This is a genomic window from Agrobacterium tumefaciens str. B6 (assembly GCF_001541315.1).
GTDB lineage: Bacteria > Pseudomonadota > Alphaproteobacteria > Rhizobiales > Rhizobiaceae > Agrobacterium > Agrobacterium radiobacter.
Genome location: NZ_LMVK01000001.1, coordinates 347,482 through 371,085, shown reverse-complemented (window position 1 = coordinate 371,085; position 23,604 = coordinate 347,482). Strand labels below are relative to the sequence as shown.

Here is a 23,604-nt window from a genome sequence, read left to right as displayed (position 1 = left end):
CAAAATAGGTTTGGTGCTTATTTCGGCCAACCGCGGCGACGCTTCATGGTTTCAGCGACATGCTGTTATCCGCAAAGCCGCTTCAGGCCTTGCATTACCGGTGTCATCAATAATAGAAGCCAATGCCTTGCCGAACGAAGCTCCTCCTTCGGCAAGGTCCGTCATTTCATCCTGAAGGCGACCGAACCGCTCTACTTGGCAACGAGCTTGTTCTTGATCAGGCCGACGATGATCTGCACGATCAGACCACCGACACCGCCGCCAACGAGCTGACCGGCAAGAGCGCCGATATCCACGCCGCCAGCTGCTGCACCTCCGGCCGCGCCGAGCAGCGATCCGAGCACGGTTCCGCCGCCGAGGCCGCCAATGGCGCCGGCAATCAGGTTGCCGAGCGAACCAAGATCGGAGTCCTTCACTATCTTTCCACCGGCCGTGCCGCCTACCGCACCGCCAACGATTTGGGCCAATATCGAAGCAAGATCCATGTCATCCTCCTCAGTCGTTCCTCGACCATTCGAGGAAACAAAGCCTCTTATTCATGTCTGCGCAGGTTGAACCGAACCGGTGTGGCCGGCCTTCTCTTCCTCGCCGAAAATTTTCCAGATCACGGCCCCGATGGCGCCGCCAAGGATCGGAGCGAGCCAGAACAGCCAGAGCTGCTGCAGCGCCCATCCGCCGACGAACAACGCCTGTCCCGTCGAGCGGGCCGGATTGACGGATGTGTTGGTGACCGGAATGGAAATCAAATGAATAAGGGTAAGGGCAAGACCGATGGCGATCGGCGCGAAGCCGGCCGGAACCCTGCCATGCGTCGACCCCAGAATGACGATAAGGAAAAATGCCGTCAGAATGACTTCGATCAGCAGCGCCGATACGAGAGAATATCCGCCCGGCGAATGTTCGCCATAACCATTGGCGGCAAAACCGCCAATGTCAGCCCCTGCCTTGCCGGTGAGGATGACATAAAGCGCCGCAGCCGCGACGATCGCCCCCAGAACCTGCGCCACGATATAAGGCACGAGGCTTGCCGCCGGGAATTTACCGGCAACCGTGAGGCCAACTGAAACAGCCGGATTGAAGTGACCGCCTGAAATGCCGCCAACCGCGTAGGCCATGGTCAGAACGGTCAGACCAAAAGCGAAAGCGACACCAAGGAAGCCGATGCCGAGTTCGGGAAAGGCGGCGGCAAAAACCGCGCTGCCGCATCCTCCGAACACGAGCCAAAAGGTTCCCAGAAATTCCGAAAGAAGTTTGCGACTCATAACACTTCCCCTATGTTACGACTGCATCAACTATTACGTGCAATTTAATCGTAGTCAAGCTAAATTGTGTACTACTCCCAAAAGCCGGCTCCACGACGATCCGGCCAAGACCGTATCCCCACCATTTCAGGATGTTCCGCGGAAAATAGTGGCTTCAGCCCACCTCTTCCGGCAGCCCCGGAAGAGAGCCCGGCTCTATCTCATTCGTAAGCCAGACACCATTTTTGGCCTGAAAGAAACGATGGCCTCCCTGATGCAGCGCCAGGGCGGAGATCGTCAGAATGACGGGTTTTCCGTGCCTTTCTCCAACTCTTCTCGCTGTTTCTTTATCAGCGGAGAGATGGACATATTGCCGGTTCTGCGGGAGCAATCCCTTTTCCCTGATGCTGCCGAGAAAACGGGTGGCTGTGCCGTGATAGAGCAAAACGGGTGGCTCGACAGGCTCGAGACCGAGATCCACCACCACCGAATGGCCCTGATTGGCCCGGATGAATTGCCCATCGGCAGAAATGGCGAACCGCTTCTTGTCGCTGGTATCGACAATCTCAAGCAGCAACTCATGCGTAAGGGGAATATCGGCTCTTGCTATCAACTCGTCGATATTGGCCCACCCTTCCGCGTCGAGTTCGATACTGATCGCATCCGGTTTGTGACGAAGGACATAGCTTAGAAATTTACTGATCTCGCTGAGGGACTGCGCCATCGGGATGCGGCTTTCTCTTATGACCTTTAATATTCCGGCACATGGATCGCGGCATCGCTGGAGCGGGTGAAGGGAATCGAACCCTCGTATTCAGCTTGGGAAGCTGCTGCTCTACCATTGAGCTACACCCGCGCGCGCATAAGACATCGGATAGTTCGCAGCGGGTGTCAAGCACCCGCCGGTTTCGTTATTCGGTGCGAAAATGCTTGGAAAGCTTCAGCCCCTGGGCCTGATAGTTGGAGCCGAGGCCGCTGCCATAGAGGCCTTCCGGTTTCTGCAGCATGTGCTCGTAAACAAGCCGGCCAACGATCTGCCCGTGTTCCAGAATGAAGGGCACCTCGTGGCTGCGCACTTCGAGCACGGCGCGGCTGCCGGTGCCGCCCGCCTGCGCATGGCCGAAGCCCGGATCGAAGAAGCCGGCGTAATGCACACGGAACTCGCCCACCAACGGGTCGAAGGGCGTCATTTCAGCCGCGTAAAGCGGCGGAACGTGGACAGCTTCGCGTGAGACGAGAATATAGAATTCATCCGGGTCGAGGATCAATTCGGCGCGGCCGCGTGCGTAGAGCGGTTCCCAGAAATCGAGAACGTCGTGCTGGGCCTTCTTGTCGACATCCACCACCGCGGTGTGATGTTTGCCGCGATAACCGATCAGCCCGTTTTCACCGAAACCCTTGAGGTCGATCGAAAGCGCGATGCCGCCGCCGGTCACGTTGGGCGTTTCGCTTGCGACCAGCATTTCCGTCTCGTGCAGCTTCAGCAGTTCACTTTCATTGAGCAGCGAATGGCCAATGCGGAAGCGGATCTGCGACAGGCGTGAGCCGCGGCGCACCACGATGGGGAATGTGCGCGGGCTGATTTCCAGATAGAGCGGGCCGACATAACCGGCCGGTATCTTGTCGAATTCCTGCGCATTATCGGTCATCACGCGGGTGAAGATATCGAGACGGCCGGTCGAGCTTTTCGGATTGGCCGAGGCAGACATGTCCGCCGGCAGCGCAAGGCTTTCCATCAAGGGAACGATATAAACGCAACCGGTTTCTAGCACCGCGCCCTGGGTGAGGTCGATCTCGTGCAGGCTGAGACGATTGAGCTTGTCGAGGACGTGGGTTCCGGGGCCGGGCATAAAGCTGGCGCGCACGCGATAGGCCTTCGAGCCGAGCCTGAGATCAAGGCTGGCAGGCTGCACCTGATCAGCATCGAGATCGGCCTCGCTCTTCAGCTTGCCGCCTGCAAACAGCGCCTTGATCGCGCCATCCGCCAAAATGCCCGTGGTTCTCGTCATGGTCATCATTCCTTTTTACGGCGACAAAACCAAAAGGAAAGCATTGACGCAAGCCGGTAACGGCAGTATGGCAAGCTTATCCCGTGGTGATTTGGCCGGTCGGCTTGCAGCCACGTTAAACAAGTGGCTAAAAAGACCGGGTGCTAGGAACCGGTCTGCTTTTGCGGCCGGTTTTTTTGTTTTGAAGGTGATCACATGAGCAATAAATGGCGCCCGGCAACCCAGCTCGTTCACGGCGGTACGCTACGCTCCCCTTACGGTGAAACGTCGGAAGCGATCTATCTGACCCAGGGTTTCGTATACGAAAACTCCGAAGCCGCCGAAGCGCGCTTCAAGGGTGAAACGGACGGGTTCATCTACGCCCGTTATGCGAGCCCTACCAACGACATGTTCGAAAAGCGCATGTGCCTGCTGGAAGGCGCTGAAGACGCCCGCGCACTTGCGTCGGGCATGGCCGCCGTCACCGCCGCCATCATGTGCCAGCTGCGCGCCGGCGACCATATCGTTGCTGCCCGCGCCCTTTTCGGCTCCTGCCGCTGGGTGGTCGAAACGCTCGCGCCGAAATACGGCATCGAATGCACGCTGATCGACGGTCGCGATCTCGGCAATTGGGAAAAGGCGATCCAGCCGAACACCAAGCTGTTCTTCCTCGAAAGCCCGACCAATCCGACGCTCGAAGTGGTGGATATTGCCGGCGTGGCGAAGCTCGCCAACCAGATCGGCGCCAAGGTAGTGGTCGACAACGTCTTTGCGACGCCGCTTTTCCAGAAGCCGCTCGAACTCGGCGCCCATATCGTTGTTTATTCGGCCACCAAACATATTGACGGCCAGGGCCGCTGCCTCGGTGGCGTGATCCTTTCCGACAAGAAGTGGATTGAAGAAGAGCTGCAGGATTATTTCCGCCATACCGGCCCGGCCATGTCGCCGTTCAATGCCTGGACGCTACTGAAAGGCATCGAGACCCTGCCGCTGCGTGTGAAACAGCAGACGGCCAATGCCGGCAAAATCGCCGATTTTCTCGCCGATAACGGCAAGGTCGCCAAGGTCATCTATCCCGGCCGCGCCGACCATCCGCAGGCCGACATCATCGCACGGCAGATGTCCGGCGGTTCGACGCTGGTGGCCTTCGAGTTGAAGGGTGGCAAGGAAGCGGCCTTCAAGCTGCAGAACGCGTTGGAAATCGTGAAGATTTCCAACAACCTCGGCGACGCCAAGAGCCTTATCACCCATCCCGGCACGACGACGCACAAGAACCTCTCCGACGAGGCGCGTGCTGAACTCGGTATTTCCGGCGGCACCCTGCGCCTTTCCTGCGGCATCGAGGATACCGACGATCTGCTGGAAGATCTGGCGAAGGGTCTGGCGGCCGTTTCGGCCTGAAAATTCAATCGGCAAATCGCCATGGCCTGACCGCGTGTCGGGCCATGGTTCGCCGGTGCGGTCCGAAAAGACCCTATCAGGCAACCAATATTTACCTTTCCCGTTATCCCTAACGGTGGAAAGCAGCGCAACAGGAGATGCCCCCTGCCCGTCAAGTCATTCATTTTCTTGACGATAGCCAGAACCTATAGTGTAGGATGTGGCGGCAGGCATAATATCGAGGTGTGGCGCGTATGTATCGTGCTCTGACAAGGGATATCGAGGTAACGGTCGACCCGTATTATCTCGAGGAACAATCCGACCCGGATGACGATCGTTACGTCTGGGGCTACAAAGTCGTGATCGCGAACAACTCCGATATTCCGGTTACCCTCGTCAATCGCTATTGGCACATCACCGATCAGAACGGACAGGTCGATGAGGTCTATGGGCCTGGCGTCGTGGGTGAGAAGCCACATCTTAAACCCGGCGACAGCTACGAATATTCCTCCGGTTGCCCGCTGGACACACCTTCGGGCCTGATGTTCGGCCACTATGAAATGGAAACGGAAAATGGCGAGGTGTTCAACGTCACCATACCCGCCTTTTCGCTGGATTCACCGGGCCTGATGCGGGTTCTGAACTAACCACTCGCCCGGCAATGAAAAAGCCGCACCCTTTGTGGGGCACGGCTCTCTATTCAGGCATTTTCAAATTCGCTGACATCGTAGCGATAGGTGGTGGAGCAGAACTCGCAGGTCACGGCAATGGCGCCGTCTTCCTCGCTCGCCTTGATCTCTTCGGCGGTGAAGCCTGACAGCACACCCTTGATCTTGTCCCGCGAGCAGCTGCAACGGTCGAAAACCGCCTGCGGATCATAGATGCGCACGCCGCTCTCATGGAAAAGCCTGAAGAGCAGGCGTTCCACCGGCACCTGCGGATCAGTCAGCTCGTCGGTATCCACCGTGTTCAACAGCGTGACGGCTTCCATCCAGGCATCATCCTCCTGCACCTCGTGACCGCTTTCATCGCCGTCGCCGCCATGCAGGTCACGCATACGCAGCCGCTCGGGCGCCTGCGGCAGGAACTGCACGATAACGCCGCCCGCACGCCAGCCATGACGCGGCTTGCCTTCGCCATCACGGTCGAAGAACTCGGCAACGCCCAGCCGCACGCGGGTAGGCAGCTGTTCCGACTGACGGAAATAAACCCCGGCAATGTCTTCCAGCGACGAGCCATCGAGCGGCACGATGCCCTGATAGGGCTGCATGCCCGCGCCCTGATCGATCGTGAAGGCCAGAATGCCGGTGCCGAGCAATTGCTCCGGCGAGGTTGCGCCTTCCGCAATCGCCGCCGCCAGCCGCTCCTCATCGAAACGGGCGTAAGCGCGCATGCTTTCAGGCGCGGTAAAATCCGCGACCAGCAGGTCAACCGGGCCGTCGCCCTTGGTCTGGAGGGTCAGCTTGCCGGAAAACTTGAGCGACGTGCCGATCAGCGCCGTCAGAACAGTCGCTTCCGCCAGCAGGCGGGCGACGGCGGCAGGATAATCGTGCCGCTCGAGAATGGCATTCAGCAGCGGCCCAACCTGTACGGCGCGGCCGCGCACATCCAGACCTTCGACCTGAAAGGGCACAACCTTGTCGTCGCCAGCAAAATCGAGATCGTCCAGTTCAACCGTTACATCTGCCATGTCATACTCCTTGGCGCAGCCGTCGCGCCGCTACCGTCCAAAAGTCCGGCTTTTAAAATGTGCTTTTTCCGCTTGTCGCACAGAGACCCGGGAAGAGAAACCGCTTCCGGGAAAAACGTGCAAATCGTGATGATGGCCCGCCAGCAAAACCGACGAGCCTCTTCGAAGTCCCACAGATGGTAATCTATGCGGGCAAGTTCAAGCACCCGGCGTGAGGCGTGTCAGGCCGGGGGATTGCTCAGATGGCGCCCATGCACCAGGCAATGATGGACTTCTGCGCGTGGAGGCGGTTTTCCGCCTCGTCGAAGACCACCGATTGCGGACCGTCGATCACGGCATCCGTCACTTCTTCACCGCGATGGGCCGGCAGGCAATGCATGAACAGCGCGTCTTTTTCCGCCTTGGCCATCAGGGCTTCGTTGACTTGATAGGGCTGGAAGATGTTGTGGCCGCGCGCCTTGTGTTCCTGGTTCATGGAAACCCAGGTATCGGTGACGACGCAATCGGCCCCGGCCACGGCCTTGTCGGCATCGTGGCACAACATGATTTCGCCGCCATTGTTGCGGGCCCAGTTCAGGAACTTGTCATGGGGTTCGGAACCCATCGGCACCGCCATTGTCATGCGGTAACCGAAGCGGGCCGAGCCTTCCACGAAGGAATGCAGGACGTTGTTGCCGTCACCCGTCCAGGCAATGGTCTTGCCTTTGACCGGGCCGCGATGTTCCTCGAAGGTCATGATGTCAGCCATGATCTGGCAGGGATGCGTGTCGTCAGTCAGGGCGTTTATAACTGGCACGGTTGCGTGCTCGGCAAGCTCCAGCAGGCGCGAATGATCCGTCGTGCGGATCATGATGGCGTCGACATAACGCGACAGCACCTTGGCCGTATCGCCGATCGTTTCGGCACGACCGAGCTGCATTTCAGTACCGGAGAGGAAAAGCGTCTCGCCACCAAGCTGGCGCATGCCGACATCAAAGGAGACGCGGGTGCGGGTGGAGGGCTTTTCGAAGATCATTGCCAGCATCTTGCCGGCAAGCGGCTTTTCCGCCGTTCCGGCCTTGGTTGCGGCCTTGCGCGCGCGGGCATCGTCGAGAATTGCCCGCAGGTCCTGCGAGCTGACGGCCGACAGGTCAAGAAAATGTTTAGGTGAAGCCATTTCAAACGTCCCATGCTCGCGAGCCTCCGGGAAGAGGCCCGCCCTTTATTGTTTCCTCAGGCGATTTTTGCCTGTTTCGCTGTCAGGGAAGCGGCGGCCGCTTCCACGCGTGCCAGCCCCTCACGGGCTTCTTCCGCCGTGGTAACGAGCGGCGGCAGGAGACGGATGACGTTGTCGCCCGCGGGCACGCCGAGCAGATGCTCGCCGCGCATGGCCTGCAGCAGTTCGCCCGACGGGACCTTCGCCTTGATGCCGAGAAGCAGGCCTTCGCCGCGAATTTCCTCGATGACATCAGGATAACGATCCTTCAGCGAAGCAAGGCCCTGGCGGAAGACCAGCGCGACATCACGGACCTTCTCCAGAAAGCCCTCGGAGAGGACGACATCGAGCACGGCATTGCCCACAGCCATGGCCAGCGGGTTGCCGCCATAGGTGGTGCCGTGCACGCCCGCCGTCATGCCGGAAGCGGCATCCGCCGTCGCAAGGCATGCGCCGAGCGGGAAACCGCCGCCGATACCCTTGGCCACCGCCATGATATCGGGCGCGACACCCGTCTGCTCATAGGCAAACAGCTTGCCCGTGCGGCCGACGCCGGTCTGGACCTCATCGAAAATCAGCAGCATGCCATGCTCATCGCAGAGCGACCGCAGCAGCTGCAGGAATTCCTTGCTGGGCGCACGGATGCCGCCCTCGCCCTGAATGGGCTCGATCAGAAGTGCAGCCGTCTCGGCCGTGATGGCGGCTTTCAGCGCATCAACGTCACCGAAGGGCACCTGGTCGAAACCTTCGACCTTGGGACCGAAACCTTCGAGATATTTCTGCTGGCCGCCGGCGGCGATCGTCGCCAGCGTACGCCCATGAAAGGCGCCTTCGAAGGTGATGATCCGGAACTTTTCCGGATGCCCCTTGGAATAATGATAACGGCGCGCGGTCTTGATCGCGCATTCCAGCGCTTCCGCACCGGAATTGGTGAAGAAGACCTTGTCTGCGAAGGTCGCTTCCGTCAGGCGCTTGGCGAGCTTTTCCTGGCCCGGCACTTCATAAAGGTTCGAGACGTGCCAGACCTTCTCGGCCTGGGTCTTGATCGCTTCCACGAGGTGCGGATGGGCGTGGCCCAGCGAATTGACCGCTACGCCGGCCGCAAAATCCAGATATCGTTCGCCGCTCTCCGTGAACAGCCAGACGCCCTCGCCTCGCTCGAAGCGCAGGGGGGCTCTTGCAAACGTATCGAACAATGGCGCGGCGGCTTCGGCCATGGCTGTATCACTCCTTGCGCGGATGCGCTGTCAGACGGTTGTCAATAGGCTCTGAGGGTTATCCCTCGCCTGAAAATCAAAAATGCCGCCTCGCGGCGGCAGGGGCACTATTGTCACTTCGCCTGCCGATGTCAACAAAAGTCCGTATTTCCCGGGCTTCTCAAGCCCTAGTAGGTGGCGGCCTGCGAGGCCCAAGGTGTTGCCTTTCAGACTCAACTCGCCAGCAAGTTGGGGAAAACCGGAAAATCGATTCGAGATGAATCCCGCGACTCTTGCCACGGAGTCTGCGTGGCACTAGGTTAATCGCTAATTACTAGACTGCATTGCGGCGGAACTAGTCACCAAAAATCCGGCAGAAACCACGCTCGCGGCACGCCCGCGAGACGGAGAAGGATTCTGCCGACATTATACGCGACGAGCGGAGAAGCGGCATGAACTGGACAGACGAACGAGTCGAGAAACTCAAGAAATTATGGTCCGAGGGCCTTAGCGCCAGCCAGATTGCAGCGCAGCTCGGCGGCGTCAGCCGTAATGCCGTGATCGGCAAGGTCCATCGCCTCAATCTGCCGGGACGCGTCAAGGCTGGCGGTCCGGTCACTTCGGCGCGCTCTGCGCCCAAGCGCACCGCTGCACCTGCCCCACGCGCGACAACCTTTGCAGGCCGCGTCAATGCAGCGCCGGCGCGGATTCTCACCCGTTCGAACGCGGCAACCGCGCTGAATGAGGAGATCGACATCGAGACCGCACAGGTTCTCGATTACGTTCCTTCCAAAAACGTGGTCTCGCCGATTTCCCGTCGCCTGACGCTGACGGAACTGACGGAGCGCACCTGCAAGTGGCCGGTCGGCGATCCGCTGAAGGATGATTTCCATTTCTGCGGTTGTGAAGCGCTGGAATCTTCGCCCTATTGCAAGTTCCATGCGAAACTCGCCTATCAGCCGGTAAGCGAGCGCCGCAAGGCTTGAGTGTTGCGGCACGCATTCGACACTCAAAAACTACGGGCCTTCGGGCCCGTTTTTTTATGACAAAATTCAGGCGGTTCCGGGGGTCAACTCACGGGCGAAGCGCCGAACCCTATCCTCCATCGCTGTCGAACCCGACCCACAATCCCGATTGAGCGGGCGGGATTTCAGCCAATTGTCCGTCATCCCATCAAGAAGGATGAAGCCGTCGTGGTTGGGGACGTCCAAAAACCGAAAGGCCCGACACCATTCCGGTTTCGGGCCTTTCGGTTTTTGGCGGGATGTTGCCCCGAGTCTAACTCGTCGGTCGAGTCTTGCTCAGGCTTCCATCGAATATCCGGCGCCGCGCACGGTACGGATGACATCCTGCATATGCGAAAAATTGAGCGCTTTGCGCAGGCGCCCGACATGCACGTCGACGGTGCGCTCATCCACATAGATATCGTGACCCCACACGCCATCCAGCAATTGCGAGCGGGAGAAAACCCGGCCTGGAGAGGTCATCAGGAATTCCAGCAGGCGGAACTCCGTCGGGCCGAGGCGCACTTCGCGGCTCTTGCGGTGAACGCGATGGGTCTCGCGATCCAGCTCGATATCACCGCACTTCAGCACCGAGGAGAGAACCTCGGGACGGGCCCGGCGCAGCATGGCCTTGACCCGGGCCATGAGTTCCGGTGTCGAAAACGGCTTGACGACATAGTCGTCGGCGCCGGTGGCAAGGCCGCGAACCCGTTCGCTTTCTTCGCCGCGCGCCGTCAGCATGATGATGGGCAGGCGTTCTGTTTCCGGCCGCATTCTGAGCCGACGGCACAGTTCGATACCGGAAACGCCGGGAAGCATCCAATCCAGGATAAGAAGGTCCGGAATACGTTCCTGCAGCCTGATTTCTGCTTCGTCTCCACGGGGTATCGTGTCGACGTCATATCCCTCAGCCTCGAGATTGTAACGAAGGAGGACGCTCAGCGCTTCCTCGTCTTCCACAACTGCAATCTTGGGCACCATATGCTAACTCCGCAAGCCGCTGCTCGTCTGTTACTCGGTCACCGAACCGAGCGTGTTGGAACTGTCGTCCTTCGGACGCTCACCTTCCGGCTGGCTGCCGGTGGTCATGTAATAGATCGTCTCGGCGATATTGGTGGCGTGGTCGCCGATACGCTCGATGTTCTTGGCGCAGAACAGAAGATGCGTGCAGGTGGTGATGTTGCGCGGATCTTCCATCATGTAGGTCAGAAGCTCACGGAAGAGCGACGTATACATGGCGTCGATTTCCTCGTCGCGCTCGCGGATGGCATTGGCCTTCTCGGCGGAACGCGTGGAATAGACGTCGAGGACTTCCTTGAGCTGCACCAGCGCAAGCTCCGACAGGTGCTCTATGCCGCGGGCGAGCTTGCGCGGCACACCGGTTCCGGCAACCGCGATCACACGCTTGGCAGTGTTCTTGCCAAGGTCGCCAACGCGTTCAAGGTCGCCGGCGATACGCAGCGTGCCGATGATCTCGCGAAGGTCGGCCGCCATCGGCTGGCGTCTGGCGATGGTGACGATGGCCTTGTCGCCGATCTCGCGCTCGGAATGATCGAGGATCGCGTCATCGGAAATGACCTTCTGAGCGAGCGCGGCGTCGGAATTGACGAGCGCACGCACGGCATCGGCACACATCTGTTCCGCGAGACCGCCCATTTCGGCGATGCGGCGCGTCAGGAATTTCAGTTCGTCGTCATAGGCCGACAGGATATGCGAATGGGTCGTTGTCTGTGTCATGGTCTAGTCCTCCGGCTTGGCCTGCATGCGCGTACCCGGAAGCGGGCACGGCAGAGGCACCAGTCTTGTTCGGTTTCGATAAAGCGCCGGCCGGGATCAGCCGAAGCGGCCCATGATGTAGTCCTGCGTGCGCTGGTCGTCCGGATTGGTGAACATCTTGTCGGTTTCGTTTTCTTCGACAAGATGACCAAGGTGGAACATGGCCGTGCGCTGGGAAACACGCGCCGCCTGCTGCATGGAGTGCGTAACGATGACGATCGTGTAATTGGTACGCAGCTCGTGGATCAATTCCTCGACCTTGGCGGTCGCGATCGGGTCCAGCGCCGAGCAGGGCTCGTCCATCAGGATCACTTCCGGGCTGACGGCAACCGCGCGCGCGATGCACAGGCGCTGCTGCTGACCGCCGGAAAGGCCGGTGCCGGACTCCAGCAGGCGATCCTTCACTTCGTTCCAGAGACCCGCCTTCTGCAGGCTGTGCTCGACGATCTGGTCCATATCCGCCTTGTTGCGGGCAAGGCCGTGGATACGCGGGCCATAGGCGATGTTCTCGTAGATCGACTTCGGGAAGGGGTTCGGCTTCTGGAACACCATGCCGACGCGGGCGCGCAATTCCACAACGTCGATCGCCTGATCGTAGATATCGTCGGTATCGAGCGTGATCTTGCCGGTGACCCGGCAACCGTCGATCGTGTCGTTCATACGGTTCAGGGTGCGCAGGAAGGTGGATTTACCGCAGCCGGACGGGCCGATAAGCGCGGTCACCGTATTTTCCCGAACGTTGAGGTTCACGTCGTAAAGCGCGCGCTTTTCGCCGTAATAAACCGAAACGTCCTTGCCGATCATCTTGTATGAGACTTCATTCATTTTCTTGTCCAGCGCCTTTTCAACTGCTGCTTCCGACAACATGTTCATTGCTCAATCTCCCTCTACCAGCGCCGCTCGAAGCGGCGACGCAACAGGATTGCGCCAACATTCATGACGATGAGGAACAAAAGCAGGATGATGATAGCGCCGGATGTCCTTTCGACAAAGGCGCGCTCGGCTTCGTTCGCCCACATGTAAATCTGCACCGGCAGGGCCGTGGACGGATCCATCGGCGTCGTCGGGTAATTCGCAACGAATGCCACCATGCCGATCAGGAGCAGCGGCGCCGTTTCGCCCAGCGCGTGGGCGAGACCGATGATGGTGCCGGTCAGAATGCCGGGCATGGCGAGCGGCAGCACATGGTGGAAGATCGTCTGCATCTTGGAAGCGCCGAGGCCGAGGGCTGCGGCGCGGATAGACGGCGGCACGGCTTTCAGGGCAGCGCGGGTCGCGATGATAATCGTCGGCAGGGTCATCAGCGTCAGGACGAGACCGCCGACCAGCGAAGCCGAGCGCGGAAAGCCCATGAAGTTGATGAAGACGGAGAGGCCGAGCAGACCGTAAACGATCGAAGGAACAGCCGCGAGATTGTTGATATTCACCTCGATAAGATCCGTCAGACGGTTCTTCGGGGCGAATTCCTCGAGATAGATCGAGGCCGCGACGCCGATCGGCAATGACAGCACCAGCACGATCAGCATCATGTAGAAGGAACCGATCAGCGCCACGCCGACACCCGCCGCTTCCGGACGGCTCGAAGCGCCGTTGACGAAAATGCCGGTGTTGAAATGTTTGCCGAGCTGGCCGCTTTCGGCGAGCTGGTTCATCCAGCCGAGCTGCTGGTTCGAGATACGCCGATTGGCTTCATCGGCGGTCATATCGACCTGGCCCTTGAAGGCGCTGTCGACGTCGCCCGAGGCCAGGAGCGTGACCGTGCGCGTGGTGCCGATGACGGCGGGATCGGCGACGACGATGTCGCGAAGCTGCGTGCGCACGCTGTCGGAGATCAAGAGGTTGACGGCACGAAGACCGGCGCGGTCCGTCGGCGCAACACCAAGGACCTTGGCGACCGCGTCACGGGCAACAACGGGATAATTGGCCGTCATCAGCTTCGCCGGATTGGTGGCGCGCTCATTTTTCGGATCGATGATCTGTTCGGAAAACTCGACCGGAACGGTGATCATCGTCTGCTGGAAGGCGGTGTAACCCTTGGAAACCACCGAGAAGAGCAGCAAGAAGAGAAAGATGAGGCCGAAGGAAATCGCTGCCATGCCGTAAGCACGGAAGCGGCGTTCGGCGGCATAACGGCGCTTGATGCCGATATCACGGCGCGTGGCCCTGTTCGCGGCGTTCGCGCCGGCTGCGGGAGAGACGATGTCGGTCATTCATATTGCTCCCGGTATTTGCGCACGATGTAAAGCGCGTAGATATTCAGGCAAAGCGTGATGGCGAAAAGCGTGATGCCGAGCGCAAAGGCGACCAGCGTCTGCGGCGAGGTGAATTCAAGGTCGCCGGTCAGCTGGCTGACGATCTTGACCGTCACGGTGGTCATGGGCTCGAATGGATTGAGCTGCAGGCGGGCCGCAACGCCGGCCGCGAGAACCACGATCATGGTTTCGCCGATGGCGCGCGATGCCGTCATCAGCACAGCGCCGACGATGCCGGGAAGAGCGGCGGGAACGATGACCCTCTTGATGGTTTCGGACCGCGTGGCGCCGAGACCGAGGGAACCGTCACGCAGCGAGCGTGGCACGGCGGTGATGATATCGTCCGACAGCGACGAGACATAGGGGATCAGCATGATGCCCATGACGAAGCCGGCGGTGATGACGCTCTGCGCCTGGATGAAGTTGGCGTAATTACCCGTCGCGAGACCATTGATCTGCGTGGAAATGTCTCTGAGGAAAGGACCAACCGTCGTCAGCGCGAAGAAGCCGTAGACGATGGTGGGGATGCCGGCGAGCACTTCGAGCAGCGGCTTTGCCACGGAGCGCAGACGCGGCGAGGCATATTCGGACATGTATATCGCCGAAAACAGACCCACGGGAACCGCGACCAGCATGGCGACGAAGCCGATGTAAAGCGTACCTGCGAGCAGCGGGATCAGGCCGAACTGGCCGGAGGAGTCGGTCGCACCGGCTGCCGCAAAACGCGGATCCCATACCGTTCCGAAGAAGAACTGGTGCGCCGGGACCATGGTGAAGAACTGGATCGCCTCCGTCAGCATCGACAGGACGATACCGATGGTCGTGAGGATAGCGATGGACGAGGCGACGAGCAGGGCCGCAAGAATGACCTTCTCGACCTGGTTGCGCGCCCGGAAGCGCGGCGCGATCGCACGCAGCGCATAGGCGCCCCCGCCGAGCGCGGCTAGCAGCACGACGGCAATCATCGCGATGCGGCTGGTGGAGGTCATGCCGTTGAGCGTCTGGGCGGCATCAACCATGAAGCGCTCGGGATCACCGGCGATCGCCACACCCTTCGATGCCAGAAGAGGCCGGACCGCAGCCGTATCGGCCTCAACCTGAGCGGTTTCTTCCGGCGTCAGCCGCTGAAGACCGCGGGCGATGGAGGTCACCATACCATAGGTCAGGCTCTGCTGCGCTTCGGATTGCGCCCGCACGTCCTCGGGGAAATTACCGCGCACCGCCGATGTGACGAACAGGGGGCTGATAACGAGCCAGGCACAGAGAATGAACGCCGCGGGCAAAACAGCCCAGACGACCGCGTAAGAGCCGTGATAACCGACACGGGAATGCATGCTGGAGGGGCGACCACCAGACAGGGCAACGGCGCGGCGGCTGCCGAGCAGATAGCTGCCGATGCCGATGAGCGCCAGTATCAGCAAAAGGATCGATGTGTTCATTAGAGTTCCCTCGGCGTGCCTCAAGAGCACGGTGCGATATCGGGCAAATCAAAAAGTCATCAAAACGAGACCGCTGGACCATCCCATGATGCCTGCCGCCTGACTGTATCATCGTCTGGCAAGCGTCAAGGTTGATACATCCTATCCATCTGTAATCCATCGACAATCATGTGGATGGCGATGAGTAGGAACTGTCAACCGCGGATAACGGCCTCAGCGAAGTGGAATGAGGGGCACGGCAGAGCCGCACCCCTCTTTCTATTACATCGTGGAACCGGCCGAGAACTTCGAGCGGATTTCTTCGCGCTCTGCGTCCGGGGCGGCAACCAGGCCGTAGTTGGCGAGCGGGGAATCCGGGCCGATCATCTCGTCGGAAACGAAGAACTCGACATATTCCTTAAGGCCCGGGATAACGCCCAGGTGAGCCTTCTTCACGTAGAAGAACAGCGGGCGGGAAACCGGGTACTTGCCGCTGGCAACGGTTTCGGTGGACGGAACGACGCCCGAAACGGTCGCGACCTTCAGACGGTCAGCGTTGTTTTCATAGAAAGCCAGGCCGAAAACGCCAAGGCCGGTCTTGTTGGCATCGATACGAGCGAGCGTTTCGGTGTAGTCGCCGTCGATGTCGACAGCTGCGCCGTCCTTACGGACTGCAACGCACTTTGCAGCAGCCTGCTTGGCGTCGGTGATGAGCGTCTTGATGACGTCGGTCGCCTTGGCTTCCTTGCAGCCGTCAGCCATGATCTTCTCTTCGAAGACTTCGCGCGTGCCGTGCTTGGAACCCGGGATGTAAGCGGCGATCGCTACGTCAGGCAGTTCCTTGTTGATTTCCGACCACTTCTTGTAGGGGTTGGCAACGAGCTTGCCGTCCTTGACGACTTCAGCAGCGAGCGCGAGGTAAAGATCCTTCGGCTCGAGCTTGATGTCCTTGTTGGAAGAGTCCATCGCAAAGACGATACCGTCGTAACCGATCTTCACTTCCTGAACGTCGGTGACGCCAGCAGCCTTACAGGCAGCCAGTTCGTCGCTCTTGATCTTGCGCGAAGCGTTTGCAATGTCGATGGTGCCTTCGCCCACGCCCGAGCAGAATGCCTTCAGACCACCGCCCGTGCCGCCGGACTCAACAACCGGAGCCTTGAAGTTCGGGAAGGTTTCGGCAAAAGTCTCGGCAACGATCTTGGCGTAGGGCAGAACCGTGGAGGAACCGGCAACCTGGATCTGGTCGCGAGCAGCGGCGGCGCCAGCGAAGGCGACAGAAGCCACCAGAGCTGCTGCGGAAAATTTAACGATGTTCATTTGTCTCTCCCGTCGTGGGCTTTGTTGTGGACGCAGCCGATAGCGACACTCGCTCTTAGCTTGCGCTCGGCGACCTTTTCTTAACCACCGTAGCCACATCCTTTTATGTCACTTTGACGAAAGATTTGTGACAGTCTAAATTACTGATTTAATTTATAAATATTCACGACGTTAAAAGCAGATGCATATTTTATGTCAGAATCTCACGGTGAAGTCCGTGCCGCTGCCCAATTCCGATTTAATGATGAGGCGGGCGCGGTGGCGGGTGAGGATGTGCTTGACGATGGCAAGCCCGAGGCCCGTGCCCTTTTTCGAGCGGCTGTCGGCGACGCTGACACGATAAAAACGCTCCGTCAGGCGCGGCACATGTTCGGCGGGAATGCCCGGCCCCTTGTCGATGACACTCACCTCCACCGGCTTGCCGGGTTCGGCGCGCAGCCAGACATCCACGACCTTGCCTTCCTGACCATATTTGCAAGCATTTTCAACTAGGTTCTGGAATACCTGCACCAGTTCGTCGCGATCCCCCTGCACTTCCGCCGGCCGGTCCGGCAGGTGCAGCGTGATGGTTACATCAAGCTCGTCGGCAAGGGGCAGCAGCGTATCGCGCACATGGCCGATGACGGGAACGAGATTGACTTTCTGGTCGGGCGCGATGTTTGCGCGCAGTTCCAGCCGCGAAAGGGACATGAGATCGTCCACCAGCCTGCTCATGCGGGTTGCCTGATCCAGCATGATGGCAAGGAAACGCTCTTGTGCCTTCGGGTCGTTGCGCGCCGGCCCCTGCATGGTTTCGATGAAACCGCGGAGCGAGGCGAGCGGGGTGCGCAATTCATGGCTCGCATTGGCGACGAAGTCGCTACGCATGCGGTCGATGCGACGCAGCTCCGAAACGTCGCGGAACGACAGGATGTAGAACGGCGGACTGGCCCCCTCTCCTACATCCGCACGGGCGATGCGGACGATAAAGACCCGTTCGGAAGGAAAGCGCTCCGAATGTTCGACCTGGTTGGGTTGGCCGGTGGTGATGGTTTCGCGAATGACATCCAGCAGGCCGGGAGAGCGCAGCCGGGCGGAAATATGTGCACCGGCAAGCAGCTGGCCGAAGGCGCGTTCGGCCGCACCGTTCTGAAACAGCACGCTGGCGTTCTTGTCGAGAATGAAAACGGGGGTATCCAGAACCGCGAGGCCCGCCCTTACGCCCGAAATGACGTTTTCGCCGGGCACTTCCGGCTCATCCGTCTCCGCCGCCGCAACTCCGTCCTTTGCGGAGGCGGCCGCCGGGCCCTCCGCAACGGCCAGAATGGCAATGACGGCGCAAAGCCAAAGGGCGGCGGGCATATAGGGTGTATGGAGTTCCGCAACGGCCACGATGGCGAGCATGCTGACGATGAGAACGGGCAACCAGTTCCGGCCGAGCTTCCTTCCCAAAAGCCTTAATCCACCATCGCCTTTCATGACTGCCATTTCAGCCTGCTCTTTCCATTCTCATCTGACAGCGCATCGAAATCTCATAGGCCAGCTTCATGACAGAGATTCATCATCGCGCATTTTCCACAACGTATATGCGCAAAATCGACGCGGCAATCGCTCCCGCCGCCGCATCCCCGTCAACCGGTCCTGTTTCACTTGAATTCTGGCAATGGATGTGAACTCATTGGCGGTGAGTTGCCTTTACACAACAACATCTGGAGGAACCCATGGGCGAAGAAACGAAGAAGCGGACGGTCGAGATCACCATTGGCGGCAAACTGCGCAGCTTCGACATCGACAATCCGGTTCTTCCTGAATGGGTTGAGGAAAAGAAACTTTCCGCCGGCAATTTTCCCTACGACAAGAAGATGAAGCGGGAGGACTACGACACCGCTCTCGAGGCGCTGCAGGTGGAACTGGTCAAGGTTCAGTTCTGGCTGCAGGCGACCGGCAAAAGGGTCATGGCGGTTTTCGAAGGCCGCGATGCGGCGGGCAAGGGTGGCGCGATCTTCGCGGCCCGGGCCTATCTCAACCCCCGCTATGCCCGCGTGGTGGCGCTGACCAAACCCACGGAAACCGAGCGCGGCCAATGGTATTTCCAGCGCTATATCTCGCATTTTCCGACCGCCGGCGAATTCGTTCTCTTCGACCGCTCATGGTATAACCGCGCCGGGGTCGAGCCGGTCATGGGTTTCTGCACGCCGGAAGAACACAAGCTCTTCCTCAAGGAAACGCCGCGTCTGGAAAAGATGCTGGCCCATGAAGACATCAATCTTTTCAAATTCTGGCTCGACATCGGTCGCGAAACGCAGATCGAGCGCTTCCATGATCGCCGCCACAGCCCGCTGAAGTGCTGGAAGCTTTCGGATATGGACATAGCCGCGCTGACGAAATGGGACGACTACACGCAAAAGCGCGACGAGATGCTGGAAAAGACCCACACCGATGCCGCCCCCTGGACAGTGGTGCGCGCCAACGACAAGCGCCGCGCGCGGGTGAACCTCATCCGCCACATTCTTCTTGCGCTCGACTATGAGGGCAAGGACGAGAAGGCGATCGGCGAAATCGACGACAAGATATTGGGATCAGGCCCGGCTTTTCTCAAGTGAGGCCGGCAGGCGATGACAGGCGCCGCCACTCGAGGCGCCTGTCGTTTTTCCGTTACTGGCCCGGCAGAATGCGCACGGAATAAAGATTAACCGGGCGGCCGCTGCCGTCGATATCGCTGTTGATGAAGATCTTCCCCGGCGCATTGGGGGCGAGAGATCGTTCGAATGTCGTGTTCAGCAGCATGTCCGCGCGCTCGGCCGTGGCGGTGAAGCGGTGGCGGGAGCAATCGCCAAGGGTTGCGAAATCGCAGGCCACGGAAACCTGGGTCTGCCGGTCGCTGGAGGATTGCAGCGTGATCGATATGGTCGAGGACTTGCCCGCCATATCCCGCATCACCTCCACCGGAACCTCGACACTGACGGCGCCATCCTGCGCCACACTTCTCGAGGTTATCTTTATAGCCTTGCCGGCGGGTGTGGCGATGTTTTCGACATTGGCGCGCTGGCCGGCCGAAACGCCGGAACTGCCACGCTCGGCATTGAAGACCTCAACCCAGTCGTCGGAAAAACCGCGACCGGCCGAAAGGCTCGGCGCAGGCTCCGTCCCGTTGAAGTCCTCCGACTGCACCTGCGCCGGCGGATTGGGTACGCTGGTATCACGTTGTTCCGGCGACAGCAGGAGGCCGGAAGAATAAACCCACCAGGCGCCAAAACCGATAAAGGCCAGAAGCGTCACGTAGATAAAAAGGCGGGCGAAAAGCCCCCGGCGCTTGCGGCGGCCAACCGCGCCTTCCGGACGGAAGGCAAGCGAGGAATCGCTGGTGCGGGAGCCTCTCTTCGGCGGCTTTCCATTGCGCTGGCCCGCATTCAGCGGCGCCGGAGCGACGGCAGCACCCGGTCGCACATCGCGCGTTTCACCACGCAGTTCCGGCTCAACACCCAAATCGCCGTGGTGAGGCGTCTGCGAAACGGGATCGACCGCGTGATCATCCTGTGCCGGACTTTCCGCTGCTGGCGGGCGCAATTGCTGCTCCACCCTGTCCAGAAGACTGTTGCGCTCTTCATTCTCGATCTGGTGGATCAGGCCTTCAAGCCGCTGCCGCTGCTGGGCGACGACCTGTGGATCGTCTATGCCCTGCTTGCGCAGCCCTGCTTCCAGTGCCTGACGGGACGATTGGTAAATCCGTGCACGAACTTCGGCGTTCGATCTGTCCGATTTTTCCAGAGCATTTCTAATTGCCGTTTCCAGTCCGCTCACGACCGATCCTTGTTCTATTACGCTTTGCAAAAAATATGCGGCGCTGCGCCATGGGTTCACGATTCGGTAACGGCTATACCGCCCCTCCGCAAGCTTCGTTTATGATAAAGACCGGATTGCTTTCAGGAAAATCGATCCATTGTGGCGCTACGAACGCAGATTCGAGATGCAAGTGCCACGCTGTTTTCGCTTTCAATCTGCTCCCGAACGCGATATTGACTTACGTGCGCGTAAACGTAATTCGTGGGAGGAGACATGCTACCGTCCGTGCTGAAAGACAATCTGCGTCTTCCGGTCATAGCATCACCGCTATTCATTATTTCACATCCGCAACTGACGCTGGCGCAATGCAAGGCCGGCGTCATCGGCGCTTTCCCGGCGCTCAACGCGCGACCCGAAAGCCAGCTCGACGAGTGGCTGGCGATGATCACCGAGGAACTCGACGCGCACAACCGTGCCAATCCCGAGCGCCCGGCCGCACCCTTCGCGGTCAACCAGATCGTGCACATGTCCAACCGGCGGCTGGAACACGATCTCGGCCTTTGCGTGAAATACAAAGTGCCGGTGGTGATTTCTTCGCTTGGCGCGGTGCCAGAGGTCAATGCAGCCGTGCATTCCTATGGCGGCATCGTGCTACATGACGTCATCAACGACCGCCATGCCCGCTCTGCCATCCGCAAGGGTGCGGATGGGCTGATTGCGGTCGCGGCGGGTGCCGGCGGACATGCGGGCACACTTTCGCCCTTCGCCCTCGTTCAGGAAATCCGCGAGTGGTTCGACGGCCCGCTGCTGTTGGCCGGCGCCATCGCCAATGGCGGCTCCATTCCCGCCGCGCCGGCCATGGGTGCTGACATGGCCTATATCGGCACCCCCTTCATCGCCACTCAGGAAGCGCGCGCTTCCGAAGGTTACAAGCAGGCGATTGTGGAAGCCCAGGCCAAGGATATCGTTTATTCGAACTATTTCACGGGCGTGCACGGAAACTACCTGAAAAGCTCGATCGTCGCCTCCGGCATGGACCCCGACAATCTGCCCGAAGCCGACCCCTCGAAGATGGACTTTGAAACCGCCACCGGTGGCGCAAAGGCCTGGAAGGACATCTGGGGCGCTGGGCAAGGCATCGGCGCCGTGAAAACGGTGGAACCCGTGGCAGCACTCGTCGATCGTCTGGCAAATGAATATGAAACGGCCAAAAACCGCATCTGCGGGAAAGGCTGACGCCACCGCCAAACAACGGACAGGCAAAGCTTTTTGCGGAAATTTCAAAACCGGTACATTCAAGGCTTGAAATCCGTCAGCATTGCCTGTATCAGCCCGCCATGAAGCTGATCCGCAACAAACGGGTCACAATCGGGCCGCTTTAGCTCAGTTGGTAGAGCACGTCATTCGTAATGACGGGGTCACGTGTTCGAGTCACGTAAGCGGCACCATTTTTCTCCCAGACTATTATCTAAATAGACGCGCGCTGTCGGGAATCACCCGAATCACATGGCCGGCCATGCAGACCGGCGCGATAAGAACGCCGCCGTTAACGAACAATCACACCATATTGACCGTAAGACGGTGGGCGCGGGCGGTGACGATAGTCACCGCGCCAATCCCTGCGATCCCGCCACTCTCTGTGTTGTCGCCAGTTCCGGCGGTCGTAATCCCGGTAATATCTGTCTCGATCATAAGATCGATAATAGACGCCGGACGAGTAATATCCGCCTGTGCGGTAACCACCATCGTCAACGCATCCGCTCAGGATGCCGACCGATAGGAGGCAGATTGCTGCGGTTAGAATCTTCATGATCTCATCTCCCAATGACGGACCTCAACGTCTGTCTGTGTCCTCGGTTCCGTGAGCAAGAGTGATGCGGCAGGCCTGAACGAGGGCTGAATGGTGCTGAGCCCGCTCGCCTAATGCATCACACGGGAGTGGATCCCTCAGAATTGGCGGCTTCCGGTTGCCAGATGAAGGAAGGTATTCGTCATCAATAGGACGTTGAAACCAACCGGGCTCCACTTACGTTGATTGTCTAGTCTTGGTTAACTTGAAAGCACCCACCGTGGACGTCATCCGTATCCTGATCGCCATCATCCTTCCGCCCGTCGGCGTTTTTCTTCAGGTCGGGCTCGGCCTGCATTTCTGGATCAACATTCTCCTGACACTCTGCGGCTATGTTCCCGGCATCATTCACGCCATCTGGGTAATCCTGCGCAGGTGACATAGCCTTTTATCGACGATGAGATGTTCGCAACATTTTAGTACGTGATTAAATTCTCATTGGCCGCTGGAACCTCGTCTTCTCCCTCACGTTATGGTGATGACACCAGCCAAGGAGAAAATCATGAACCAGATCATCTACATCGTCGGCCTCGTCGTCATCGTTCTGGCGATCCTGTCGTTTTTCGGCTTCCGCTGATCCCCGTTGTCAATTCGATCGCTTGCGCATATCCTAAGCAGCAGTGACACACGACTGCGTTCATGGGTTGCTTCGCTGTCGGGTGTATTTCGGGATCGCGTTGCTCTGGGAGGTGCACGATGAAGAACGAGAGATGGACAGAACCTGTAGAGGTCAATCTTGAGGCGAATGGCAAGAGTGTCATCGCCGGCCCCTTCGAAGCACTGACATTGTTGACCGAAGGCTGGCCCAAAATCGGGGGGTTGAGCTTCGTAAGAGCGAGAAGCGCCTGCCGCGCCGCTCTTGACGGGCGCAAATCGCCCGAAGAGGCACGCAAGTGCTTTACCGATGCGGTTTCCGAGATGCAGAACAACACGCATTGACGCGCCAAACGAAAAACGGCTCCTGAAAAGGAGCCGTTCCTTTATGTGAGACACTTCCGGAGATAGAACAGCCGGAAGCGCCTTTTAGCAGATTTTACATCCAGTACGGAGCGACGCCGTAATAGTCGTAGACCTTGCGGTCCCTGGCGTTCAGCAGGTCATTATCATCCAGATTGGCAAAGTGCGGCGCGTTTTCGATCTCTTCCTTGGTAAGATCGATACGGTAGCCGTCGAGTTCTTCGTCATAATGCAGCTTTTCCCAGGGCAGTGGGTAATAGTCGTCGCCGATTCCGAGAAAGCCACCGAAGCTCAATACCGCATAGGCGACGCGGCCGCCGCGTTTTTCCAGAATGATGCGCTGGATCGAGCCGATATGCTTGCCATCAGCACCATAAACGCGGGTGCCTTCCACCTTGTCGCTGGCGATCAGGCTCGGCGTATCCTTGACATAGGGGTCCTGTCCGGCGCGGGGTTCCTGATGCATCATGTGCCTTTCCTCCTTGTTTTTCCTCTTTGATGTCACGTCTGGTAAACCCCGCGACGGACAATTCGTTCCGCCGCGTTTCAGACGCCTCGGCGGGAATTTTTTTGGAGGAA

Annotated in this window: 24 protein-coding genes, 2 tRNA genes and 1 riboswitch; of the genes, 8 read left to right on the top strand and 18 right to left on the bottom strand. The window is 59.2% G+C overall.

Annotated elements, in window-relative coordinates; genetic code table 11:
* Positions 1-191: 191 nt before the first annotated feature.
* The 5 genes from ASB65_RS01820 to ASB65_RS01800 form a co-directional block, all read right to left on the bottom strand.
* Positions 192-485 carry a hypothetical protein gene (locus ASB65_RS01820; protein WP_035212595.1) on the bottom strand — a complete coding sequence of 98 codons (294 nt, stop codon included), beginning with the start codon at positions 483-485 and terminating at the stop codon, positions 192-194.
* 51 nt (positions 486-536) lie between these two features.
* A complete protein-coding gene (aqpZ, locus tag ASB65_RS01815) occupies positions 537-1,262 on the bottom strand; it encodes an aquaporin Z (RefSeq protein ID WP_003503541.1) in 726 nt (241 codons plus the stop codon).
* A 154-nt stretch (positions 1,263-1,416) separates the two neighbouring features.
* On the bottom strand, positions 1,417-1,965 hold the full coding sequence (locus ASB65_RS01810; RefSeq protein ID WP_060722862.1) for an RNA 2'-phosphotransferase: 549 nt from the start codon (positions 1,963-1,965) through the stop codon (positions 1,417-1,419).
* Between the two features lie 58 nt (positions 1,966-2,023).
* Positions 2,024-2,097, bottom strand: a tRNA-Gly gene (locus ASB65_RS01805).
* 55 nt (positions 2,098-2,152) lie between these two features.
* Positions 2,153-3,250 carry a 2'-deoxycytidine 5'-triphosphate deaminase gene (locus ASB65_RS01800; protein WP_060723028.1) on the bottom strand — a complete coding sequence of 366 codons (1,098 nt, stop codon included), beginning with the start codon at positions 3,248-3,250 and terminating at the stop codon, positions 2,153-2,155.
* A gap of 73 nt (positions 3,251-3,323) precedes the next feature.
* A riboswitch (SAM riboswitch) is annotated at positions 3,324-3,402 on the top strand.
* Between the two features lie 43 nt (positions 3,403-3,445).
* On the opposite strand from ASB65_RS01800, the gene ASB65_RS01795 reads away from it, so the two are divergent.
* Together ASB65_RS01795 and apaG are read left to right on the top strand one after the other, a co-directional pair.
* Entirely contained in the window at positions 3,446-4,630 is a 1,185-nt protein-coding gene (locus ASB65_RS01795; RefSeq protein ID WP_003503544.1) for an O-succinylhomoserine sulfhydrylase, read from the top strand.
* Positions 4,631-4,863: 233 nt separating this feature from the next.
* Positions 4,864-5,256: a Co2+/Mg2+ efflux protein ApaG gene (apaG, locus tag ASB65_RS01790; RefSeq protein ID WP_003503545.1), complete on the top strand. Its 393-nt coding sequence runs from the start codon at positions 4,864-4,866 to the stop codon at positions 5,254-5,256.
* A gap of 53 nt (positions 5,257-5,309) precedes the next feature.
* On the opposite strand, the gene ASB65_RS01785 is transcribed toward apaG, so the two are convergent.
* From ASB65_RS01785 to ASB65_RS01775, 3 genes are all read right to left on the bottom strand, one after another.
* Entirely contained in the window at positions 5,310-6,299 is a 990-nt protein-coding gene (locus ASB65_RS01785; RefSeq protein WP_060722861.1) for an Hsp33 family molecular chaperone, read from the bottom strand.
* A gap of 238 nt (positions 6,300-6,537) precedes the next feature.
* Positions 6,538-7,455: an ornithine carbamoyltransferase gene (gene argF / locus ASB65_RS01780; RefSeq protein WP_003503550.1), complete on the bottom strand. Its 918-nt coding sequence runs from the start codon at positions 7,453-7,455 to the stop codon at positions 6,538-6,540.
* A 56-nt stretch (positions 7,456-7,511) separates the two neighbouring features.
* A complete protein-coding gene (locus ASB65_RS01775) occupies positions 7,512-8,711 on the bottom strand; it encodes an aspartate aminotransferase family protein (protein ID WP_003503552.1) in 1,200 nt (399 codons plus the stop codon).
* Between the two features lie 431 nt (positions 8,712-9,142).
* Between ASB65_RS01775 and ASB65_RS01770 the strand changes: the two genes are divergently transcribed.
* Positions 9,143-9,676 (top strand): GcrA family cell cycle regulator, encoded by a 534-nt coding sequence (locus tag ASB65_RS01770; RefSeq protein ID WP_003503553.1) that lies wholly within the window; start codon positions 9,143-9,145, stop codon positions 9,674-9,676.
* A gap of 315 nt (positions 9,677-9,991) precedes the next feature.
* Here ASB65_RS01770 and phoB read toward each other — a convergent pair whose 3' ends face one another.
* The 7 genes from phoB to phoR all read right to left on the bottom strand — a co-directional run bounded on the left by phoB (position 9,992) and on the right by phoR (position 17,915).
* A complete protein-coding gene (gene phoB, locus ASB65_RS01765) occupies positions 9,992-10,675 on the bottom strand; it encodes a phosphate regulon transcriptional regulator PhoB (RefSeq protein ID WP_003493692.1) in 684 nt (227 codons plus the stop codon).
* 30 nt (positions 10,676-10,705) lie between these two features.
* Positions 10,706-11,431 carry a phosphate signaling complex protein PhoU gene (gene phoU / locus ASB65_RS01760; RefSeq protein WP_003503555.1) on the bottom strand — a complete coding sequence of 242 codons (726 nt, stop codon included), beginning with the start codon at positions 11,429-11,431 and terminating at the stop codon, positions 10,706-10,708.
* Between the two features lie 96 nt (positions 11,432-11,527).
* On the bottom strand, positions 11,528-12,343 hold the full coding sequence (pstB, locus tag ASB65_RS01755) for a phosphate ABC transporter ATP-binding protein PstB (RefSeq protein WP_003503557.1): 816 nt from the start codon (positions 12,341-12,343) through the stop codon (positions 11,528-11,530).
* 14 nt (positions 12,344-12,357) lie between these two features.
* Positions 12,358-13,680: a phosphate ABC transporter permease PstA gene (gene pstA / locus ASB65_RS01750; RefSeq protein WP_003503558.1), complete on the bottom strand. Its 1,323-nt coding sequence runs from the start codon at positions 13,678-13,680 to the stop codon at positions 12,358-12,360.
* Complete coding sequence (gene pstC / locus ASB65_RS01745) at positions 13,677-15,161, bottom strand: phosphate ABC transporter permease subunit PstC (RefSeq protein ID WP_060722860.1); 1,485 nt, start codon at positions 15,159-15,161, stop codon at positions 13,677-13,679. The genes pstA and pstC overlap by 4 nt, the downstream gene beginning before the upstream one ends.
* Before the next feature lie 261 nt (positions 15,162-15,422).
* On the bottom strand, positions 15,423-16,457 hold the full coding sequence (locus tag ASB65_RS01740) for a substrate-binding domain-containing protein (RefSeq protein WP_060722859.1): 1,035 nt from the start codon (positions 16,455-16,457) through the stop codon (positions 15,423-15,425).
* Positions 16,458-16,652: 195 nt separating this feature from the next.
* Positions 16,653-17,915 (bottom strand): phosphate regulon sensor histidine kinase PhoR, encoded by a 1,263-nt coding sequence (gene phoR, locus ASB65_RS01735; protein ID WP_050816415.1) that lies wholly within the window; start codon positions 17,913-17,915, stop codon positions 16,653-16,655.
* A 242-nt stretch (positions 17,916-18,157) separates the two neighbouring features.
* Here phoR and ppk2 point away from each other — a divergent pair, with 242 nt between their 5' ends.
* On the top strand, positions 18,158-19,039 hold the full coding sequence (gene ppk2, locus ASB65_RS01730) for a polyphosphate kinase 2 (RefSeq protein ID WP_060722858.1): 882 nt from the start codon (positions 18,158-18,160) through the stop codon (positions 19,037-19,039).
* A gap of 52 nt (positions 19,040-19,091) precedes the next feature.
* Here ppk2 and ASB65_RS01725 read toward each other — a convergent pair whose 3' ends face one another.
* The gene (locus ASB65_RS01725) at positions 19,092-20,237 is read right to left on the bottom strand and encodes a hypothetical protein (protein ID WP_060722857.1); all 1,146 of its coding nucleotides are present in this window, start codon (positions 20,235-20,237) and stop codon (positions 19,092-19,094) included.
* Between the two features lie 255 nt (positions 20,238-20,492).
* Between ASB65_RS01725 and ASB65_RS01720 the strand changes: the two genes are divergently transcribed.
* Both ASB65_RS01720 and ASB65_RS01715 read left to right on the top strand, forming a co-directional pair.
* On the top strand, positions 20,493-21,455 hold the full coding sequence (locus ASB65_RS01720) for an NAD(P)H-dependent flavin oxidoreductase (RefSeq protein ID WP_060722856.1): 963 nt from the start codon (positions 20,493-20,495) through the stop codon (positions 21,453-21,455).
* Positions 21,456-21,591: 136 nt separating this feature from the next.
* Positions 21,592-21,667 (top strand) — tRNA-Thr (locus tag ASB65_RS01715).
* A gap of 109 nt (positions 21,668-21,776) precedes the next feature.
* Here ASB65_RS01715 and ASB65_RS01710 read toward each other — a convergent pair.
* Entirely contained in the window at positions 21,777-21,965 is a 189-nt protein-coding gene (locus tag ASB65_RS01710; protein ID WP_060722855.1) for a hypothetical protein, read from the bottom strand.
* Positions 21,966-22,288: 323 nt separating this feature from the next.
* Between ASB65_RS01710 and ASB65_RS26950 the strand changes: the two genes are divergently transcribed.
* Positions 22,289-22,447 carry a YqaE/Pmp3 family membrane protein gene (locus ASB65_RS26950; protein WP_003503579.1) on the top strand — a complete coding sequence of 53 codons (159 nt, stop codon included), beginning with the start codon at positions 22,289-22,291 and terminating at the stop codon, positions 22,445-22,447.
* Positions 22,448-22,764: 317 nt separating this feature from the next.
* Entirely contained in the window at positions 22,765-23,007 is a 243-nt protein-coding gene (locus ASB65_RS01705) for a DUF982 domain-containing protein (protein ID WP_003503584.1), read from the top strand.
* Positions 23,008-23,101: 94 nt separating this feature from the next.
* Here the strand turns inward: ASB65_RS01705 and ASB65_RS01700 are convergent, their stop codons facing one another.
* On the bottom strand, positions 23,102-23,494 hold the full coding sequence (locus tag ASB65_RS01700) for a PRC-barrel domain-containing protein (protein WP_003503587.1): 393 nt from the start codon (positions 23,492-23,494) through the stop codon (positions 23,102-23,104).
* Positions 23,495-23,604 lie beyond the last annotated feature (110 nt).

Excerpts from the sequence above, each read along its gene's own strand:
- ASB65_RS01820 (WP_035212595.1), bottom strand. The coding sequence starts at position 485 with ATGGATCTTGCTTCGATATTGGCCCAAATCGTTGGCGGTGCGGTAGGC.
- aqpZ (WP_003503541.1), bottom strand. The coding sequence starts at position 1,262 with ATGAGTCGCAAACTTCTTTCGGAATTTCTGGGAACCTTTTGGCTCGTG.
- ASB65_RS01810 (WP_060722862.1), bottom strand. The coding sequence starts at position 1,965 with ATGGCGCAGTCCCTCAGCGAGATCAGTAAATTTCTAAGCTATGTCCTT.
- ASB65_RS01800 (WP_060723028.1), bottom strand. The coding sequence starts at position 3,250 with ATGACGAGAACCACGGGCATTTTGGCGGATGGCGCGATCAAGGCGCTG.
- ASB65_RS01795 (WP_003503544.1), top strand. The coding sequence starts at position 3,446 with ATGAGCAATAAATGGCGCCCGGCAACCCAGCTCGTTCACGGCGGTACG.
- apaG (WP_003503545.1), top strand. The coding sequence starts at position 4,864 with ATGTATCGTGCTCTGACAAGGGATATCGAGGTAACGGTCGACCCGTAT.
- ASB65_RS01785 (WP_060722861.1), bottom strand. The coding sequence starts at position 6,299 with ATGGCAGATGTAACGGTTGAACTGGACGATCTCGATTTTGCTGGCGAC.
- argF (WP_003503550.1), bottom strand. The coding sequence starts at position 7,455 with ATGGCTTCACCTAAACATTTTCTTGACCTGTCGGCCGTCAGCTCGCAG.
- ASB65_RS01775 (WP_003503552.1), bottom strand. The coding sequence starts at position 8,711 with ATGGCCGAAGCCGCCGCGCCATTGTTCGATACGTTTGCAAGAGCCCCC.
- ASB65_RS01770 (WP_003503553.1), top strand. The coding sequence starts at position 9,143 with ATGAACTGGACAGACGAACGAGTCGAGAAACTCAAGAAATTATGGTCC.
- phoB (WP_003493692.1), bottom strand. The coding sequence starts at position 10,675 with ATGGTGCCCAAGATTGCAGTTGTGGAAGACGAGGAAGCGCTGAGCGTC.
- phoU (WP_003503555.1), bottom strand. The coding sequence starts at position 11,431 with ATGACACAGACAACGACCCATTCGCATATCCTGTCGGCCTATGACGAC.
- pstB (WP_003503557.1), bottom strand. The coding sequence starts at position 12,343 with ATGAACATGTTGTCGGAAGCAGCAGTTGAAAAGGCGCTGGACAAGAAA.
- pstA (WP_003503558.1), bottom strand. The coding sequence starts at position 13,680 with ATGACCGACATCGTCTCTCCCGCAGCCGGCGCGAACGCCGCGAACAGG.
- pstC (WP_060722860.1), bottom strand. The coding sequence starts at position 15,161 with ATGAACACATCGATCCTTTTGCTGATACTGGCGCTCATCGGCATCGGC.
- ASB65_RS01740 (WP_060722859.1), bottom strand. The coding sequence starts at position 16,457 with ATGAACATCGTTAAATTTTCCGCAGCAGCTCTGGTGGCTTCTGTCGCC.
- phoR (WP_050816415.1), bottom strand. The coding sequence starts at position 17,915 with ATGAAAGGCGATGGTGGATTAAGGCTTTTGGGAAGGAAGCTCGGCCGG.
- ppk2 (WP_060722858.1), top strand. The coding sequence starts at position 18,158 with ATGGGCGAAGAAACGAAGAAGCGGACGGTCGAGATCACCATTGGCGGC.
- ASB65_RS01720 (WP_060722856.1), top strand. The coding sequence starts at position 20,493 with ATGCTACCGTCCGTGCTGAAAGACAATCTGCGTCTTCCGGTCATAGCA.
- ASB65_RS01710 (WP_060722855.1), bottom strand. The coding sequence starts at position 21,965 with ATGGTGGTTACCGCACAGGCGGATATTACTCGTCCGGCGTCTATTATC.
- ASB65_RS01705 (WP_003503584.1), top strand. The coding sequence starts at position 22,765 with ATGAAGAACGAGAGATGGACAGAACCTGTAGAGGTCAATCTTGAGGCG.
- ASB65_RS01700 (WP_003503587.1), bottom strand. The coding sequence starts at position 23,494 with ATGATGCATCAGGAACCCCGCGCCGGACAGGACCCCTATGTCAAGGAT.